Source organism: Salinigranum rubrum (assembly GCF_002906575.1).
GTDB lineage: Archaea > Halobacteriota > Halobacteria > Halobacteriales > Haloferacaceae > Salinigranum > Salinigranum rubrum.
On sequence record NZ_CP026309.1, the window covers coordinates 470,974 to 487,470 of the forward strand.

General features: G+C 67.2%; 17 protein-coding genes, 3 tRNA genes and 1 pseudogene. 13 read left to right on the top strand and 8 right to left on the bottom strand.

The genetic code is table 11. The features are described 5' to 3' along the window. Positions 1-64: 64 nt before the first annotated feature. The 3 genes from C2R22_RS02275 (at position 65) to C2R22_RS02280 (ending at position 2,085) form a co-directional block, all read left to right on the top strand. Positions 65-889 (top strand): alpha/beta fold hydrolase, encoded by an 825-nt coding sequence (locus C2R22_RS02275; protein ID WP_103424181.1) that lies wholly within the window; start codon positions 65-67, stop codon positions 887-889. Beyond that, the gene (locus C2R22_RS24780) at positions 883-1,053 is read left to right on the top strand and encodes a hypothetical protein (RefSeq protein WP_162562346.1); all 171 of its coding nucleotides are present in this window, start codon (positions 883-885) and stop codon (positions 1,051-1,053) included. Before C2R22_RS02275 ends, C2R22_RS24780 begins: the two co-directional genes overlap by 7 nt. Before the next feature lie 111 nt (positions 1,054-1,164). Beyond that, on the top strand, positions 1,165-2,085 hold the full coding sequence (locus tag C2R22_RS02280; RefSeq protein ID WP_103424183.1) for an NAD(P)-dependent oxidoreductase: 921 nt from the start codon (positions 1,165-1,167) through the stop codon (positions 2,083-2,085). A gap of 135 nt (positions 2,086-2,220) precedes the next feature. Here C2R22_RS02280 and paaK read toward each other — a convergent pair whose 3' ends face one another. After that, complete coding sequence (gene paaK, locus C2R22_RS02285; protein WP_103424184.1) at positions 2,221-3,507, bottom strand: phenylacetate--CoA ligase PaaK; 1,287 nt, start codon at positions 3,505-3,507, stop codon at positions 2,221-2,223. Positions 3,508-3,730: 223 nt separating this feature from the next. Beyond that, positions 3,731-3,804 (bottom strand) — tRNA-Phe (locus C2R22_RS02290). Positions 3,805-3,916: 112 nt separating this feature from the next. Here C2R22_RS02290 and C2R22_RS02295 point away from each other — a divergent pair. Continuing rightward, on the top strand, positions 3,917-4,234 hold the full coding sequence (locus tag C2R22_RS02295; RefSeq protein ID WP_103424186.1) for a cupin domain-containing protein: 318 nt from the start codon (positions 3,917-3,919) through the stop codon (positions 4,232-4,234). Between the two features lie 132 nt (positions 4,235-4,366). Here the strand turns inward: C2R22_RS02295 and C2R22_RS02300 are convergent. Next, positions 4,367-4,440, bottom strand: a tRNA-Val gene (locus tag C2R22_RS02300). 99 nt (positions 4,441-4,539) lie between these two features. Here C2R22_RS02300 and C2R22_RS02305 point away from each other — a divergent pair. From C2R22_RS02305 to C2R22_RS02315, 3 genes are all read left to right on the top strand, one after another. After that, complete coding sequence (locus C2R22_RS02305; RefSeq protein WP_103424187.1) at positions 4,540-5,058, top strand: DUF192 domain-containing protein; 519 nt, start codon at positions 4,540-4,542, stop codon at positions 5,056-5,058. Between the two features lie 64 nt (positions 5,059-5,122). Then, a complete protein-coding gene (locus C2R22_RS02310) occupies positions 5,123-5,458 on the top strand; it encodes a DUF7538 family protein (protein ID WP_216824782.1) in 336 nt (111 codons plus the stop codon). Between the two features lie 53 nt (positions 5,459-5,511). Next, positions 5,512-7,440 carry an ABC transporter ATP-binding protein gene (locus tag C2R22_RS02315; protein ID WP_103424189.1) on the top strand — a complete coding sequence of 643 codons (1,929 nt, stop codon included), beginning with the start codon at positions 5,512-5,514 and terminating at the stop codon, positions 7,438-7,440. A 118-nt stretch (positions 7,441-7,558) separates the two neighbouring features. Here C2R22_RS02315 and C2R22_RS02320 read toward each other — a convergent pair whose 3' ends face one another. Together C2R22_RS02320 and C2R22_RS02325 are read right to left on the bottom strand one after the other, a co-directional pair. After that, the gene (locus tag C2R22_RS02320) at positions 7,559-7,990 is read right to left on the bottom strand and encodes a DUF5790 family protein (RefSeq protein ID WP_103424191.1); all 432 of its coding nucleotides are present in this window, start codon (positions 7,988-7,990) and stop codon (positions 7,559-7,561) included. 113 nt (positions 7,991-8,103) lie between these two features. Next, complete coding sequence (locus C2R22_RS02325; protein ID WP_103424193.1) at positions 8,104-8,442, bottom strand: dihydroneopterin aldolase family protein; 339 nt, start codon at positions 8,440-8,442, stop codon at positions 8,104-8,106. A 128-nt stretch (positions 8,443-8,570) separates the two neighbouring features. Here C2R22_RS02325 and azf point away from each other — a divergent pair, with 128 nt between their 5' ends. Next, the gene (gene azf / locus C2R22_RS02330) at positions 8,571-9,365 is read left to right on the top strand and encodes an NAD-dependent glucose-6-phosphate dehydrogenase Azf (protein ID WP_103424195.1); all 795 of its coding nucleotides are present in this window, start codon (positions 8,571-8,573) and stop codon (positions 9,363-9,365) included. Between the two features lie 13 nt (positions 9,366-9,378). Here azf and C2R22_RS02335 read toward each other — a convergent pair whose 3' ends face one another. Beyond that, the gene (locus tag C2R22_RS02335; protein WP_103427536.1) at positions 9,379-9,990 is read right to left on the bottom strand and encodes a DUF309 domain-containing protein; all 612 of its coding nucleotides are present in this window, start codon (positions 9,988-9,990) and stop codon (positions 9,379-9,381) included. Between the two features lie 78 nt (positions 9,991-10,068). Here C2R22_RS02335 and C2R22_RS02340 point away from each other — a divergent pair, with 78 nt between their 5' ends. Beyond that, positions 10,069-10,326 (top strand): DUF7564 family protein, encoded by a 258-nt coding sequence (locus C2R22_RS02340; RefSeq protein WP_245902858.1) that lies wholly within the window; start codon positions 10,069-10,071, stop codon positions 10,324-10,326. A gap of 911 nt (positions 10,327-11,237) precedes the next feature. Here C2R22_RS02340 and C2R22_RS02345 read toward each other — a convergent pair. Continuing rightward, a tRNA-Arg gene (locus tag C2R22_RS02345) sits at positions 11,238-11,310 on the bottom strand. Between the two features lie 141 nt (positions 11,311-11,451). On the opposite strand from C2R22_RS02345, the gene C2R22_RS02350 reads away from it, so the two are divergent. The 4 genes from C2R22_RS02350 (at position 11,452) to C2R22_RS02365 (ending at position 15,088) form a co-directional block, all read left to right on the top strand. Next, a complete protein-coding gene (locus tag C2R22_RS02350; protein ID WP_103424196.1) occupies positions 11,452-11,952 on the top strand; it encodes a hypothetical protein in 501 nt (166 codons plus the stop codon). A gap of 145 nt (positions 11,953-12,097) precedes the next feature. Beyond that, complete coding sequence (locus C2R22_RS02355) at positions 12,098-13,591, top strand: single-stranded DNA binding protein (protein WP_103424198.1); 1,494 nt, start codon at positions 12,098-12,100, stop codon at positions 13,589-13,591. A gap of 58 nt (positions 13,592-13,649) precedes the next feature. Next, positions 13,650-14,081, top strand: coding sequence for a histone family protein (locus C2R22_RS02360; RefSeq protein ID WP_103424200.1), 432 nt, complete (start codon positions 13,650-13,652; stop codon positions 14,079-14,081). Between the two features lie 2 nt (positions 14,082-14,083). Further along, positions 14,084-15,088 carry a histone deacetylase family protein gene (locus tag C2R22_RS02365; protein ID WP_103424202.1) on the top strand — a complete coding sequence of 335 codons (1,005 nt, stop codon included), beginning with the start codon at positions 14,084-14,086 and terminating at the stop codon, positions 15,086-15,088. Between the two features lie 7 nt (positions 15,089-15,095). On the opposite strand, the pseudogene cca reads toward C2R22_RS02365, so the two are convergent. Beyond that, positions 15,096-16,462: pseudogene (gene cca / locus C2R22_RS02370) on the bottom strand (CCA tRNA nucleotidyltransferase). Positions 16,463-16,497 lie beyond the last annotated feature (35 nt).

Below are 16,497 nucleotides of genomic sequence, written 5' to 3' on the forward strand. Positions count from 1 at the left end.
ACTGCCTCTCGGGACCGAATTCGCCAGCGAACAGAGTTATTCCGTCGGGTTTCGTGCGGGAGCCATGGACACTCACACCGTCTCCGGCGGCGACGACACGGAACTGCACGTCGACGTGGCCGGTCCGGACGATGCACCGCCAGTCGTCCTCGTTCACGGCTACTCCCAGTCGCGGCTCTCGTGGTACAAGCAGTTCGACAGCGACCTGACCGAGGAGTTCCGCCTCGTCGCCCCCGACCTGCGCGGACACGGCGACTCCGAGAAGCCCGACGGGACCGACGCCTACCACGATCCGACGCTGTGGGCCGCGGACGTGCAGGCGGTCGTCGACGAGTTCGCCCGCGACAGGGCGGTGTTCGTCGGCTGGTCCTACGGCGGGCTCATCCTCTCGGACTACCTCTCCGTGGAGGGGACTGACGACGTCGCGGGCGTGAACCTCGTCGGCGCCATCAGCGAGAAAGGGACCGACACCGCAGCGGCGGTCGCCGGCGACGCGTTCGCCGCGATGCTCTCGGACCTCGAAACGCGGGACGCGGAGGCGAGCGTCGCTGCCCTCGGCGACTTCCTCGACATCTGCGTCGCCGGGCCGCTCTCGGCTCACGACCGCTACTTCATGCTCGGGTTCAACGCCGCCTGTCCGCCCCGCGTCCGCGAAGCGCTCCAGTCCCGGCGCGCCGACCACGAAGACACCCTCCGCACCCTCGACGTCCCGGTCCTGCTCACGCACGGGACGGCGGACCGGGTCGTGTTACCGACCGCCACGGAGAACCACGCCGCGCTGGTGCCCGACGCGGAGCGCTCGCTGTACGAGGGGGTCGGTCACTCCCCCTTCTGGGAGGCTCCCGAGCGGTTCAACCGGGAACTGCGCGAGTTCGTCGTGCGGTGCTGAAGCGGAATCGTTCGTGGCTGTTCGAAGGGCGGCACACGTTCGACCTCGAACCGCTCGACGTCGGCCGACCCCGCCTCCGCATCCACGGGGGGCCGTCCGAACTGACCGCGCGACTCGTCACGGACGCCCCCGAACCCGACTCCGAGGCGATGGACCAGCGGTGACGGGACGAGCAGAGCGAACAGCGGTGTCGAGTCCGTAGCCTCCGTCCGCGACTCCGATGTCGTCGTCCTCTCAGAAACGGCTATCACCGTGTACGCGACAGACTTCAACGTATGTCGACAATCGGCGTGGTCGGACTGGGCCGCATGGGGAGTCGAATGAGCGAACATCTGCTCGAGAGCGGGTTCGACCTGCTCGGCTACGATGTACGCGAGGAGCCGGTCGAACGACTTCGCGCGGCGGGCGGCGAAGGCGCGACGTCGATTACCGCCGCCGCCGAGGGGGCCGACATCGTCCTGACGAGCCTCCCGACCCCCGAAATCGTCGAAGACGTGTTCTGTGCCGAAGACGGACTCCTCGCCGCCGACTGCGGCGACCTCACCGTGCTGGAACTGAGTACGAGTACGCCCGAGACGACGCGGGCGCTCGCGGACGTCGGGGCCGGGGAGGGTCTCCGGGTGGTCGACGCGCCCGTCAGCGGCGGGACCTCCGGTGCCCGGAACGGCACGCTGACGCTCATGGTCGGTGCCGACGAGTCCGCCCTCGATAGGCTCGCCGTCGACGTCCTGAACACTCTCGGGGAGAACGTGTTCTATCTCGGGGAGGTGGGAGCGGGCAACACGACGAAGCTCGTGAACAACGTCCTGACGACGGGTCATCGCGTCCTCGCGATGGAGGCGATGGCGCTGGGGACGGCACACGGCGTCGACCCTCGCCTCCTGTTCGAGGTCATCTCGACCTCCAGCGGCTCTTCGAACCAGTTCGAGAAGCGCGTTCCCCGGGTTCTGAACCGGAACTTCGAGCCGACCTTCACTGTGGACCTCTCCCGGAAGGACCTCCGACTCGCGCTGACGACGGCCGACGAAATCGACTACCCGATGTCGCTCGCCAGCCTGGTCCACGCGTTCTACACGGAGGCGAGCGCGAAGGGGTACGGCGAGGAGGACGCCTGTGCCGTCGTGAAGGTGTTCGAGGAGAACGCGGACGTGCTCGTCGAGGCTTCCGGCGTGGACGAGACGTTCGAGGGGTACTGACGGGGAGCCTGCCGTTCGACCCAGACGACGACTCCGGTTTCCGACCACGTCCGCGGTGTGGACCGCGCGGCGATAACGACCGCGAGAGGCGAGACACGAGAACCGAGGCCGTCTCCAGAACGGAACCGACCGCCGTCACCGGTGGTCGTACACCCGCTTCACCTTGCCGACCGCGGTCCGTTCGATTGTCTCGGGGTCGACGACTGTCACCTCGTCCGGCGAGACGTCGAGCACCGCCTCCAGCCGGGTTGCGATGCGATCTCGAAGCTCCTCGTTGGAGTGCCCGGCGTCTTCACGCCGTTCGGCGGTGACGTGGACGGTGTCTAACCCTCCTTCCCGGTGGAGGTCGATCCGGTAGTGGCCGCTCATCCCGTCGATGCCGACGACGACCTCCTCGATCTGACTGACGTAGACGTTCACCCCGCGGACGATGAGCAGGTCGTCCGCCCGGCCGGTGACGTTGTCCATCCGCACCGTCGTCCGTCCGCACGCACACGCCGCGGACGTGAGCGAGGTGACGTCGCCGGTCCGGTAGCGGACTGCGGGCAGCGCCTCCGCCGTCAGGTTCGTGAGCACGAGTTCGCCCGACTCCCCCTCGGGGAGCACCTCGCCGGTCTCGGGGTCGACGACCTCGGGGTAGAAGTGGTCTTCCCAGACGTGCAGTCCGTCCTGTGCCTCCTCGCACTCGACGGAGACGCCCGGGCCGACGAGTTCCGAGAGGCCGTAGACGTCGACCGCCTTCACTCCCAGTTCCCGCTCTATCTCCTCGCGCATCGGGTCGGTGAACGGTTCGGCCCCGATGAGTACTCGTGCGACGGGGAGGTCGCGCAGGTCCACCCCACGGTCGGCCGCGGCGTCGGCCAGGTACAGACAGTACGAGGGCGTACAGCAGAGCGCCGTTGGTTCCAGGTCCCGTAACATGTCCAGTTGACGCTGGGTGTTCCCGCCTCCCGTCGGGATGACCGCGGCCCCGAGTTCTTCGATGCCGTCGTGGAACCCCAGCCCGCCGGTGAACAGGCCGTAGCCGTAGGCGTTCTGCACCATGTCGCCCGGTCGGACCCCCGCGGCGTACAGCGTCCGCGCCATCACCTCCCGCCACACCCCGAGGTCGTTCTCGGTGTACGCGACGACCTTCGGCGTTCCTGTCGTGCCCGACGAGGCGTGGACCCGTCTGATCTCGCTCCGCGGGACGCCGAACAACCCGTCGGGGTACTCGTCCCTGAAGTCTTCCTTCGTCGTGAACGGGAGGCGCTCGATGTCCGCGACGGTCTCGACGTCCCCGGGTGAGACTCCGGCCTCGTCGAACCGTCGCCTGTAGAAGTCGACGTGCTCGTACGCGTGAGTTACTGTCTCACGGAGTCGTTCCGACTGGAGGTCCCGCATTCGGTCTCTCGTCGCCCGTTCGACGTCGGCGTATCCCATACCTCCCCTGCGTCCGTGTCTCACATAATCGTTCGTTTACAATAGGTGGTCGACGACGGTGGAGACGGGCTCACGAGTCGGGTGGTGTCGGTCGCCTCCCGGATTGTGAACTACGTCCGAGACCCTGCGCTCCGCGCAGAACCTCGGTCTAGTTCAAATCCGGTCGGGTCGCACTCACAGAACCCGCCGCGCTCGCTTCGCTCGGCGGTCGGGTTCAGAGAAGTGCCGCCTCCCGGATTTGAACCGGGGACAGCTCGATCTTCAGTCGAGTGCTCTCCCAGTCTGAGCTAAGGCGGCGCACCTCGAACGAAGCCGATGGGAGAAAAAAGGATTTCGGATTGAACCGACCGTTTTCGCCGGTTTTCTCGCGCTCCCACAGCGCTATCTCCTCGGCCGCCGAGCGACCCGTATGGACGTCACGTCCCTCCCGGACCTCCCTGACGACGCCGAGCCGTATCACGAGTTCCTGCGCCGCGACTCGCTCAGCGTCGGCCGCTACCGCCTCCCCGCGGGCGGCGTCGACCCGCAGGAGCCCCACACGGAAGACGAGGTCTACTACGTCGTCTCGGGCCGCGCCAGCATCGTCGTCGCCGACGAGGTGTCACCCGTCGAACCGGGTGACGTGATCTTCGTCGAGCGCGAGGTCGACCACCGGTTCGTCGACATCGAGGAGGACCTGGAGGTGCTGGTCTTCTTCGCGCCCGCGGAGGGGTCGTTGGGGGAGTGAGTGTCTGGGGCTCGGGCGGATTCGAACCTCGCCCAGACGTGCTCGCTCACTCCGTTCGCTGTGCGCGACTGGTCTGGTTCGAACCACCCTCTCGTCACGAATTCGTGCTCGCTATCGCTCGCACAGAATTAGTGGGCTCGGGCGGATTCGAACCACCGATTTCGGCCTTGTAAAGGCCGCGTCATAACCAACTAGACCACGAGCCCGCATCACGACGGACACGCTTCGTCCGAATAACGGTTTCTGATTCTCTTCGTACCCACACCGACGGAACGCTTACCCACCTCCCACGCCTGCCCCTGCACATGGCCCTCGACACCCGACGGCTCCTCGGCGTCGCCGTCGCGTTCGCCCTCCTGACGGCCGGCGTCGTCGTGGTTCAGTCGGGCCTCCTCGCGACCGTCGACCCGCCCGACGACGGCGAGTACGACCGAGCGACGGTCACCCTCGTCAGCGATTCGGGCGAGCGGCTCGCCGAAATCGACGTCCGCATCGCCGACACGTCCGAGAAACGCTATCTCGGGCTCTCCGACACCGAGTCGCTCGCTCCCCGCGAGGGAATGCTGTTCGTCCACGAGTCGGAGGGGCAGTACGCCTACGTGATGCGCGACATGTCGTTCCCGCTCGACATCGTCTTCATCGCCCCGAACGGTACGGTGACGACCGTCCACCACGCGCCGCTCCCGCCAGAGGGTACGAGCAACGCCGAACTCACCCGCTACCGGGGCACCGGTCGCTACGTGCTCGAACTCCCGCAGGGGACCGCGAACGAGACCGGACTCGACGCGGGTGACCGCGTCGCTATCCCCGATTCGGTCGGGTGACTCCCCCTCGGTTCTACAGTCCAACCGAAACCCTCTGGTGCTGGCGGCCGTAGCCGAGACTGTCATGACCGACGTCGACTCCGACCCGAGCCCGGACACGGACGCGAGAACGGCGAGCGACGCCGACGCGGGGACGGACGTCGTCGACGCTCTCGGCACACAGGAGGGGTGGCACGCCGAGGGGTTCGCGGCACGGGTTCACTACCGCGGGGCGGACGACCACTACAGCGTCGAGTACTACGCCCCCTCCGACTGCGTCCTCTACTGGAAAGTGAAGGGAAACGGCGAGGTGGCGGTGCCCGTCGGCCGCGAAACGGTTCCCGACCCGCTGCGAGAGCGGGTCCGCCAGGACCTCGACGAGGCGGGGGTCGACCCGGCGGTCGAGTCGCGCGTCGTCTGAGTCCCGTTCCCGGCGCTGAAACCCTTTTACTCGCGGACCACTGACGGGCGGTAATGGACGTCGGTCTCGACGATGACGACCCGTTCGAGGAACAGCGCGACAACGTGCAGAACCCGATGCGTCGCCTGTTCCTCACCTACGGGCGCGAGCGGGCGGGTTCGTTCACGCTCGGCCTCAGCGCCAGCGTCGGCGCCCGCCTTCTCGACCTCCTCCCCCCGCTGCTCCTCGGTGTCGCTATCGACGCGATCTTCTCCGACAACAAGCCGTACGACCTGCCGCTCGTTCCGGCGGCGTGGCTGCCCACCGACGACGAAGCGCAGTTCTGGCTCACCATCGGCCTCGTCGGACTCGCGTTCTTCGGCGGTGCTGGCCTGCACTACGTCCGCAACTGGGGGTGGAACCGCTTCGCTCAGCACGTCCAGCACGCGGTCCGGGTCGACACCTACGAGTCGATGCAGCGGCTCAACATGGCCTTCTTCGCCGACAAGCAGACCGGCGAGATGATGTCCATCCTCTCGAACGACGTCAATCGGCTGGAGAGCTTCCTCAACGACGGGATGAACTCGGCCTTTCGGTTGGGCATCATGGTCCTCGGCATCGCCGGCGTGCTGTTCTGGCTCAATTCGCAACTCGCCGTCGTCGCGCTCCTCCCGGTGCCGCTCATCGCCGTCTTCACCTACCTGTTCATCAAGACCATCCAGCCGAAGTACGCCACCGTCCGTTCGGCCGTCGGCAAGGTGAACTCCCGGCTGGAGAACAACCTCGGCGGCATCTCGGTCATCAAGGCCGCCAACACCGAGACGTACGAGTCCGACCGCGTCGAGGACGTCTCCCTGGATTACTACGACGCCAACTGGGACGCCATCGAGACGCGCATCGTCTTCTTCCCCGCCCTTCGCGTCCTCGCCGGAATCGGCTTCCTCCTCACCTTCACCGTTGGGGGACTCTGGGTCTTCCAGGGCGAAGGACCGTGGATATTCACGGGGACGCTCTCGCCCGGTGACTTCGTCGTCTTCGTCCTCTTCACCCAGCGGTTCGTCTGGCCGCTCGCGCAGTTCGGACAGATAATCAACATGTATCAGCGCGCGTACGCCAGCACCGAGCGCGTCTTCGGCCTCATGGACGAACCCGCCCGCATCCCCGAACGGCCGGACGCGCCCGACCTCGTCGTGACTCAGGGGAGAGTCGAGTACGACGGCGTCTCGTTCGGCTACGAGACGAGCGACGAGCGCGTCGTCGAGGACGTCTCCTTCACCGTCGAGGGCGGCGACACCGTCGCGCTCGTCGGTCCCACCGGCGCGGGCAAGTCGACGCTCCTCCGACTCCTGCTCCGCCTGTACGACGTCGACGAGGGCTCCATCGAAATCGACGGCCAGGACGTCCGCGACGTCTCGGTGTCGAGCCTCAGACGGGCGATGGGCTACGTCAGCCAGGAGACGTTCCTCTTTCACGGCACCGTGAAGGAGAACATCGCGTACGGCAGCTTCGACGCGAGCGACGAGGATATCGTCGCGGCCGCGAAGGCCGCCGAGGCGCACGAGTTCATCCAGAACCTCCCCGACGAGTACGACACGATGGTGGGCGAGCGCGGGGTCAAACTCTCCGGCGGGCAGCGCCAGCGCGTCGCCATCGCCCGGGCCGTCCTCCGCGACCCGGAGGTCCTCGTGCTGGACGAGGCCACCTCCGACGTCGACACGGAGACGGAGATGCTCATCCAGCGCTCGCTCGACAACCTGACCGAGAACCGAACGACGTTCGCCATCGCTCATCGGCTGTCGACTATCAAGGACGCCGACCAGATCGTCGTGGTCGAGGACGGCGGCGTCGTCGAGCGCGGCACGCACGAGGAGCTTCTGGAAGAGAACGGCCTGTACGCGCATCTCTGGGGCGTGCAGGCCGGCGAGATAGACGACCTCCCCGAGGAGTTCGTCGAGCGCGCACGGGGGCGGGGCGCTCGCGTGGAAGTCGACAACGACGACTGATCGGCGACCGGGTCCGCTGTGGGCGTTCTCGAACGAGCGAGGAGAGCCTCCCCGACCTGTCGGTGCCGCGTCGCAATGCGCTGCACCCGACCCGACTACACGGCTCCCTGCGGCCCGGTCACTCCTCTTCTTCTTCCTCTTCGTCCTCGTCTTCAGCGTCGGCCGCGTCCTGCAGGGCACCGCGCAACTGGGGCATCACGCCGGTCAGTTCGCCGACCTGCTCTCGCGCCTCGGTGATCGTCTCGACCAGTTCCTCCAGTTCCTCGATCTCCTCCTCCAGATCCTCGGCGTCGTCGAACGCCTCGGCGCGGGAGCCGATGACGTACCACTTCTTCGCCTGCCGGAGTTCCTCGGCGACGTCGCCGATGTCGAGCGAGGATTTCAGTCCGTTGAGGACGCCGAGCACGTTGTCCGCGTCCGTCTCCCAGACGTCGTCCGCAGAGGGGAGTTCCGCGCGGGCCGCGTCGAGGTGTTCCTCGACGTCTTCGCGCATTTCAGCTGCGGCCTCGCCGAACAGGTCGTCGTCACCGAGTTGGGCCTGGCTACTCATGCCCCATCGTTCGACCCCGTTCGAGTTAAACGCCTGCCGCGAAGTGAAAGTGAACAGCGCCGCGAGCGCGCCGGTATCGACGGTCTACGCCCACTGCGGTCGTTCGATCCACGCTACTCGACGGAGACGATTCTCATCAGCGGATACCCTCCCTCCATCTCCATCCGGGTCCGCACCACCCGTTCCTCGTACTCGATGCGCATCTCGACGTCCATCAGGCTCCCCGTGAGTTCGGTGTAACCGTTCTCGTGGTCGATGGCGGCGGCGACCCGCTCCTCGTGGATGTCGACCGAGACGGAGACACAGTACGGCTGGTTCTCGATGGCCTCCTCCATCGCCCGTTCGAGACTCTCGATGCTTCGAGGGGAGACGGGCGTTCCGGCGAACTGGTGGTAGAGCGACCCGAACTTAATTCCGGCCTCGAAACACGCCTGCTCCGCGTCGGTAGCCATGCGGGTACTGCGCGCCCGTGCCCAATGAGTGCAGGGGTCTTCGGTCCTCGGTCTTCCGGACGCGTCACGCGTTCACCCCCGTTCGAACCGCACCTTACTTACGCCCCCCATGCACAACGACAACTCGAATGGACAAGCCGGTTCTCTTGACGGGGGCGGGCGGTCGTGTCGGGCAGGCCATTCTCGGCCACCTCGGCGACCGCTACCACTGGCGACTTCTCGACCGCGAGCCCCTGTCGAGCGACAAAATCCCCGAAACCGTGTCGGACGCCGACGTGTTCGTCGCCGACGTCACCGACGACTACGCCGTCCGGAACGCGATCGACGGCGTCGGTGCGGTCGTCCATCTCGCGGGTGACCCACGTCCCGAGGCCCCGTGGGACTCCGTCCTCCGGAACAACATCGACGGGACGCAGACGATGCTCGAGGAGGCGGCCAACGTCGGGGTCGAGAAGTTCGCGTTCGCCTCCTCGAACCACGCTGTGGGCGCGTACGAGACGGAAGACCGAACCCCACAGATGTACCGGACCGACGACCAGTTCCGTCTCGACGGCTCCGAACTCCCCCGTCCCGGCAACCTGTACGGCGTCTCGAAGGCCGCCGGCGAGACGCTGGGGCGTTACTACCACGACGAGTCGGGGATGAGCGTCGTCTGCGTCCGCATCGGCAATCTCACCCGCGGTCACCCGCCGCGGAACTACGAGCGCGGCCAGGCGATGTGGCTCTCCTACCGCGACTGTGCGCACCTGTTCGACCGCTGTCTGCAGGCCGACTACGAGTACGAGGTCGTCTACGGTATCTCCGACAACGACCGAAAGTACTACTCCATCGACCGTGCGCGGGACGCGTTGGGGTACGACCCGCAGGACAACTCCGCCGATTACCACGCCGACGGCACGCCGAAAGAACACATCGCGGAGTAACCGCTCGCGCGCCTCACTCGAACAACCCTTCGACGTCCGTCTCTTCTCGTCGCCGCCGCTGGACGTGGTCGCGGAGGCGGTCGTAGACGAGTCCACGCCGCTCGGCCTCCCGGACGAAGTCGACGACGAGCGCCCGGAACTGCGACCGGGCCGTCCGTTCTTCCTCGCGGGCGTACCCGACCGCCCGCGCGAGGACGTCCTCGTCGAAGCCGTACTCCTCCGCGACGACGTCCGCCGCGACGCCGAGTGCGTCGAGCGAGAGGTCCGCGGCGGTGGGCTCTCTCCCCGCGTGGTGGAGCGCCGGCGGCCGCGCGCGTTCCGCGTACTCGGGGTCGGCCGCGATGCGGGCGAGATACGTCCGGACGGTCGTGAGATCAACCTCGCGGTAGTCGGCTGCTAACCCGTCGAGGTACTCGCCTGCCGACCGCGCGAGCTTTCGCGCCCCGCTCCAGTTCCGCCGTCGCCCGTGGTAGACGACGGCGGTGAACTGGATGAGGCCGTGGAGGAACCGCTCGTCGTCCGTTCCGGACTCGAGTTCGAGCCACGTCGCCTCCCAGGCGTCGTGGGCCGCGTGGTGCTCGCCGGCGTTGTAGACCGTGATGCCGGCGGTTAGGGACGCTCGCATACTCGGCATCGTGTTACTTATTATCACCTCGATTTTTATCGTTGATATACTTATGTATGTGCGTCTCTTTGATGAGTTGTGGTAGCACGTCACATCCGGCGCGCCGGTCGGCACACGACCACCGGTTGCGTCTGCATCGACTGCGGGACCCGCTACCTGTTCACGAACACGTACAAGGGCAACTACTGCCCGGACTGTCACGAGACGTGGGTCGCCCGCCAACGGGACGACCCTCCCACGGCCCGGAGTCCAGCCCGCGTCAGTCCGTCGCCCTCTGAAACGGACGAACGGGACGACGACCCGATCGACCCCGACGACCCGTACGGCACGGCGTGAACGGACGGTCCCCGCCCGTCGTGATCACCCGGAGCGGACGCCCCGTTCGGCGTGGCACGCGAGACGGCGACCGACTCCGGAGAACGTGACGCCCCACGGTGGTGTCTCGCGAGCGAAGCAGACGCGAGTCCCACCCAGTCTCTCCTCCGATCGGACGAGCGCGCGGGTGTGGAGGCGCGGACCGTTCTCCTTCGTACAATTTGCGTATGTAATAACAGTACAGAAATGTCAGAAAAAGGTCTTAAACGATCGAGACTTAAAAACGTCGGTGGGGCCGTCAACCACCCCGTCACTCCTCTCCCTTGGACGGCCCTCTGTCCGGTGAGAAGCGGTTCCGCTTCCGATGCTCGATCGACCCGAACGAACGACGTTGCGAGAATTCGGTTCGATCGGATTTCCGCCCAGCCACCGTTTCCAGTTCGTCCGGAGGACGTTCGACAGGTCGGGGTTGAACGGCTGTCTCAGTCGTCGACAGGCTCGAAGGCTGTCCCGCCGCAGTTGTCACACACAGGCTCCGGGACGAACACCGAGAGGTCCTGTCTCCGTCCGCAGTTTTTACATCGCGCCTGCATCGTACCCAGTGGGAAGACTCCCTCTCCCTGCGAGTTGGTAGTCTTCTGGTATCTAATAAGCCTTCTCACCACCGAACGGTTCCACCAGTCGACCCCAGGTCACCTCGTCAGGTCGTGAACGGCGCGGGACCGACGAACCCGCGAGCAATCGAGAGCTTCGCTCCCGGTGACAAAGTGAGCGTCCTGACGGAGCGTTGAACTCGCCGAGGCGGTCCTGCTCGCTCACTGCGTCCGCCGTGCGGGCTGCGACTCGTCTGCTCAACTCTCCGTGTTGCGTCAGCACCCTCGGCAGAGGCGAGTGACACGAATATCACTCGTCGTGTTGCCTCGGAAGAATGACGTCCTGACGGAGATTTGAACTCCGGTCCCTGGCTCCGCAAGCCAAGAGGATAGTCCACTACCCTACCAGGACTCATCTCGTGAGAGGCCCGTCCGGCATAAGACGGTTACGGTTCCGTCGGTCGACGGCAGGTCGTCGCACACCACGCCCGTGACACGACGCGGGCGTCGCGTCTCACCAACGACTATCCCTCTGGCGGTCGATACTCCTCCCATGCAGAGACGGGCCCTCCTCTCTACGCTCGGTCTCACGCTTCCGACCACGCTCGCGGGCTGTCTCGGCGGTGTCCCCACCGCCGGTGACGGAGACGGCTCACCGGAAGACGGCTCGGGCGGGGCCGCGGGTGGCGGCACCCACCCGCGGTTCACCGAAACCTCGCTCACGAGCACGGGTCAGTGTGAGCGTCCGGGGACGGCGAGCGTCGCCTTCGGCGACGAGGCCGTCACCGTCACCGGCTGCGCACACGGTCGGAACGGCTGCGCCGTCCCCGTTCTCGCGGACGTCTCTTACACCCCCGCCGAAGACCACCTCACCGTCGTCATCGCCAGCGAGGTTCGGCGCGACGAGGACGAAGCCTGCACCGAGGCGCTCCTCCCTCTCGGCTACGAGGCCCGTGTCGTGATGGACGGGGCGGTTCCCGGGACGGTCAGCGTCGTCCACGACGACGTCGACGGGCGGCGCGAGGTCGTTCGCGGCACCCGCGACGGGGCGTAGGTTCAAGTACGAAGCCGCCGCTACCTTCGCTCGATGCCGTGTCGAGTGAATCAGTCGAAATCGAGGGACGTGAGGGCTATCGAACCCGTTCTACGCGCACAAAGACAAGCCTTAAGCGCGACTCTACCCTGGTGCTGAACGGATTATGGGTGTCATCGAGGATGTCTACGAGGACGTCTCCCCGGACGTCGACTTCGAGGAGTTCGAGGCCGCAGTCCAGGAGAAGGTCGAACAGATGGGGGGGCTCGCGGACGAGGAGACGGCCGCGATGCTCGTCGCCCACGAGCTGGAGGACGCCGGCGGCGAGGTGTCGGGCATCGCCGACATCGAACCCGGCATGGACGAGGTGAAGTTCGTCGCCAAAGTGGTCAGCATTGGCGAAATCAAGACGTTCGAGCGCGACGGCGAGGACGAAGACGGAAAGGTCGTCAACGTCGAAGTCGCGGACGAGACCGGCCGCATCCGCGCCGCGCTGTGGGACGACGCCGCCGAGGCGGCCGTCGACGAACTCGAAGTCGGTCAGGTGCTCCGCATCGCGGGCCGTCCGAAGGACGGGTACAACGGCGTCGAGGTGAACGTCGACCGTGTCGAACCCGATTCGGAGACAGCGGTCGACGTGCAGGTGCTCGACACCTACCGGGTGGAGGACCTCTCGCTCGGACTCTCGGACGTGAACCTCTCGGGGCGAGTGCTCGCGACGGACTCGGTCCGGACGTTCGACCGCGACGACGGCTCCGAGGGGAAGGTCGCCAACCTCGTTCTCGGCGACCCCACCGGTCGCGTGCGGGTCACGCTCTGGGACGAGCGCGCGGACCTCGCGACCGAGTTCGCGGTCGGCGAGTCCGTCGAGGTGGTCGACGGCTACGTCCGCGAGCGCGACGGCGACCTCGAACTCCACGTCGGCAACCGCGGGGGCGTCGAACCGATCGACGAGGACGTCGAGTACGTCCCCGAGACGGACCCCATCGCCGGACTGGAGATCGGTCAGACCGTCGACGTCGCCGGGGGCGTCATCGAACTCGACGAGAAGCGGACGTTCGACCGCGACGACGGTTCGCAGGGCCAAGTGAGAAACGTGCGGATCAAAGACGACACCGGAGACATCCGCGTCGCGCTCTGGGGCGACAAAGCCGACACGGAGATGGACCTCGGGCAGTACGCCGTCTTCACCGACGTTCAGGTCAAAGAGGGTTGGCAGGACGACTTGGAGTGTTCGGTCAACTGGCGCTCGACGGTCTCGGTGCTCGACGAGCGACCCGACGACGCCCCGACACACGACGCACCCGCCGCCGCGACCGCGACGTCCGGCGGTAGCGCCGAGGGACAGGGGAGCCTCAGCTCGTTCGACTCCTCGGCCGGTTCGTCCTCCACTTCGTCTTCGTCGTCCTCGTCGTCTTCGTCCGCTTCGTCGTCTGCCGGCGCCGCCGCGGCCACCGGTCCGGCCGACGACGCGAACGCGGACGCACCCGAAGAGATCGAGTTCACGGGCACGGTCGTTCAGGCCGGTAGCCCCGTCGTGCTGGACGACGGCACCGAGACGTACAGCATCGACACCGACGCCAGCCTCCGGCTCGGCGAGGAGGTGACCGTCCGCGGACGCGTCCGTGACGGGCGCATCGACGCCGAAGACGTCTTCTGAGCCGCTCGTTCGCTGGCGACGGAAAGGATTATACGGCGGGTAACCTGGATAATTGTGTATGAGTGTCGAGCTCCCGTTCGCCCCGGTCGACTCTATCATCCGACGCAACGCGGGTGAGCTTCGGGTGAGCGCCGACGCCGCGGAGGAACTGGCTCGGCGTATCCAAGACCACGGGGCGACGCTGGCCGTCGACGCGGCCGAACGCGCGACGACGGACGGCCGGAAGACGTTGATGGCGGCGGACTTCGACGTCGAGCAGGTCGTCGACCGGGAGACGCTCGAACTCCCCGTCGCCCCGGTCGACCGCATCGCCCGTCTCCACATCGACGACCGCTATCGGGTGTCGATGGAGGCACGCATCGCCCTGGCCGACGTGCTCGAGGACTACGCCGACAACGTCGCGGCGGCAGCGGCCATCCTCGCTCGCCACGCCGACCGCCGAACCATCCAGGCGGAGGACATCGAGACGTACTTCGCCCTCTTCACGTAGCCATGCAGTTCGGCTACAGCGAGACCTGTCTCGAACACGACACTGGCTCGCGACACCCCGAGACGCCGGACCGCCTGCGCGCCATCCGCCGCGCGCTCGCGAAGCGCCACGGCGTCGACTACGTCGAGTCCGACCCCGTCGAGCAGGCGCGCGTCGAGGCGGTCCACGACCCCGAGTACGTCGCGGAGGTGAAACGGTTCTGTGCGGACGGCGGCGGCAACTGGGACCCCGACACGGTCGCCAGCGCGGCGACGTGGGACGCGACGCTCGCCAGCGCCGGCCTCGCCGAGTGGGCCGCCCGCGAGGCGGTTTCCGGTGCCGACGGCCGCGAGACGCCCTTCTCCCTCGGCCGCCCGCCGGGACACCACGCCGTCGAGGACGACGCGATGGGCTTCTGCTTCGTCAACAACGCCGCGGTCGCCGCCCAGGCGCTCCTCGACGACGGCGAGGTCGAACGGGTCGCCATCTTCGACTGGGACGTCCACCACGGCAACGGGACGCAGGACATCTTCTACGACCGCGGCGACGTCTTCTACGCCTCGTTCCACGAGGACGGTCTCTACCCCGGCACCGGGAAAGTCTCCGAGACGGGCGAGGGGGAAGGAGAGGGGACGAACCTCAACGTCCCCCTGGCTGCGGGTGCCGGCGACGGCGACTACCTCTACGCCCTCGACGAAACGCTCGCGCCCGCCCTCGACCAGTTCGACCCCGACCTCCTCGTCATCAGCGCCGGGTTCGACGCCCACCGCCACGACCCCATCTCGCGGATGCGCGTCTCGACCGAGGGGTACGCGCTCCTCACCGACCGCGTCCGCGACATCGCCCAGCGGTCGAACGCGGGCCTCTCGTTCGTTCTCGAAGGCGGCTACGGTCTCGACACGCTCTCCGATGGCGTGGCCACTGTCCACGAGACGTTCGACGGCCGCCGCCCCATCGACCCCGACGAGGGACCGAACGAGAAGACCGAACTCCTCGTCGAGGACGTCCGCGACGCCTTCGGACTCTGATTTTCCGCTAGGGGCTGGGCTCGAAGTACCGCGCCAGTTCCTCGCCGAACGTCGCGGCCAGTTCCGCCACCTCGTCGTCGACGAGGACCTCGTACCCCTCTCTGAGCGTCGACTCGACGTGTTTACCGAGGGCGACGTCGAACACCGCGTCGCTAGCCAGGAACGCCCGGACGTCAGTCCACTCTCTCGGCCGCTCGACCACGTACCTCTCCCCTCCGATGAACGGGCCGTACACCGCCTCGTCGTCGGCGTACGCCTCGAAGAAGCCCTCCGCGTGTGCTCGGACGTGGACCGGTGGTCCCTCGTGGCGCTCGACGGCCGGGAGCGTCCCGGTTTCGACCTCGAACAGGAGGACCGCGTGCTCGTCCGCGAACGCCTCCGCCCGGAGGACGCCGAAGCCGAGCCGGTCGAGTTCGCCTTCGAGCCCCCCCAGCGACTTCTCCAGCTGCGGGTAGAGCTGGTCGTCGACGAGCTCCGGCGCGTCGAAGCGGAGGGCGAGCGGGGTCGTCTCCCGCCGCCGGAGGTGCTCGCGAACCGCGCGCTCGGAGAGCGGGGCGGACTCCTCTTCGACGAACCGCTCCACTCGCGGGTCGTCGACGACCAGGCGGGCGTAGTGCTGGAGACGTGCGACGTTCGCGGCCGAGCAGACGGCGGCGACGTTCCGCGCCGGGTCGGTCGGGTCGACGACCACGAGCGGGTCGTCGTGGTCGCGGTTCCCGTGTCCTTCGGGGTCGAACTTCACGGGGGGTGCCAGTCGCCGGTCGCTTCCAGAAGGGGGACGACGCCGCCGTACTCCAGCACGAGCAGTTCCGTGAGATACCCCGAGAACCCTCTGGTTCGAAGGTTCGACCCGTACGCGCCGATGGCTTTGAGGAAGCGTTTGAACACGCGGACGTCGCCCGCGAGGTCGTCGGTGATACGCGCTCGCAGGTAGGCGTTGTGAAAGGGCGTCCGGTCGACCGCCGACCGCGTCGAAGCGGCGTCCTCGACGTCGTAACACGGCACCAGGTCGACGTCGAATCCGTCGACCGTACCGGTGACGTACGGGTGCTCGGCGTACTCCTCGTGGCCTTCGGGGAGCACCTTCCGACCGACGACGAGCCCGTACTCTTCGAGCTCTGCACGGTCGAGGGTCGTCGGAAAGCGGACGAACAGGTCGATGTCGCGGTCGCCCGACAGCCACGTCCCGCGTGCGGTCGACCCGACCTGGAGGACGTCGGTCTCGGCGGCGACCGCCGGGGGGAGTTCGTCCTCGACGGCGCGGTCGACCCGCGCTCGGAGTTCGTCGACCGCCGCGGCTAGCCGCTCGCGCTCGGCCGCGCCGGGCCGAACGTCCTCGTCGACGGCGGCGACGACGGCCTCGAGTTCGGTCATCGGAGTCGCTTGTCGGCCCCCGCGCGAAAGCGTGT

What these genes read in the sequence shown, in the direction of transcription:
- C2R22_RS02335 (WP_103427536.1), bottom strand. Translation starts at nt 9,990, where the DNA reads ATGCGAGCGTCCCTAACCGCCGGCATCACGGTCTACAACGCCGGCGAG.
- C2R22_RS02320 (WP_103424191.1), bottom strand. Translation starts at nt 7,990, where the DNA reads ATGAGTAGCCAGGCCCAACTCGGTGACGACGACCTGTTCGGCGAGGCC.
- paaK (WP_103424184.1), bottom strand. Translation starts at nt 3,507, where the DNA reads ATGGGATACGCCGACGTCGAACGGGCGACGAGAGACCGAATGCGGGAC.
- C2R22_RS02305 (WP_103424187.1), top strand. Translation starts at nt 4,540, where the DNA reads ATGGCCCTCGACACCCGACGGCTCCTCGGCGTCGCCGTCGCGTTCGCC.
- C2R22_RS02325 (WP_103424193.1), bottom strand. Translation starts at nt 8,442, where the DNA reads ATGGCTACCGACGCGGAGCAGGCGTGTTTCGAGGCCGGAATTAAGTTC.
- C2R22_RS02310 (WP_216824782.1), top strand. Translation starts at nt 5,123, where the DNA reads ATGACCGACGTCGACTCCGACCCGAGCCCGGACACGGACGCGAGAACG.
- C2R22_RS02280 (WP_103424183.1), top strand. Translation starts at nt 1,165, where the DNA reads ATGTCGACAATCGGCGTGGTCGGACTGGGCCGCATGGGGAGTCGAATG.
- C2R22_RS02355 (WP_103424198.1), top strand. Translation starts at nt 12,098, where the DNA reads ATGGGTGTCATCGAGGATGTCTACGAGGACGTCTCCCCGGACGTCGAC.
- C2R22_RS02315 (WP_103424189.1), top strand. Translation starts at nt 5,512, where the DNA reads ATGGACGTCGGTCTCGACGATGACGACCCGTTCGAGGAACAGCGCGAC.
- C2R22_RS02360 (WP_103424200.1), top strand. Translation starts at nt 13,650, where the DNA reads ATGAGTGTCGAGCTCCCGTTCGCCCCGGTCGACTCTATCATCCGACGC.
- azf (WP_103424195.1), top strand. Translation starts at nt 8,571, where the DNA reads ATGGACAAGCCGGTTCTCTTGACGGGGGCGGGCGGTCGTGTCGGGCAG.
- C2R22_RS02295 (WP_103424186.1), top strand. Translation starts at nt 3,917, where the DNA reads ATGGACGTCACGTCCCTCCCGGACCTCCCTGACGACGCCGAGCCGTAT.
- C2R22_RS02275 (WP_103424181.1), top strand. Translation starts at nt 65, where the DNA reads ATGGACACTCACACCGTCTCCGGCGGCGACGACACGGAACTGCACGTC.
- C2R22_RS02365 (WP_103424202.1), top strand. Translation starts at nt 14,084, where the DNA reads ATGCAGTTCGGCTACAGCGAGACCTGTCTCGAACACGACACTGGCTCG.
- C2R22_RS02350 (WP_103424196.1), top strand. Translation starts at nt 11,452, where the DNA reads ATGCAGAGACGGGCCCTCCTCTCTACGCTCGGTCTCACGCTTCCGACC.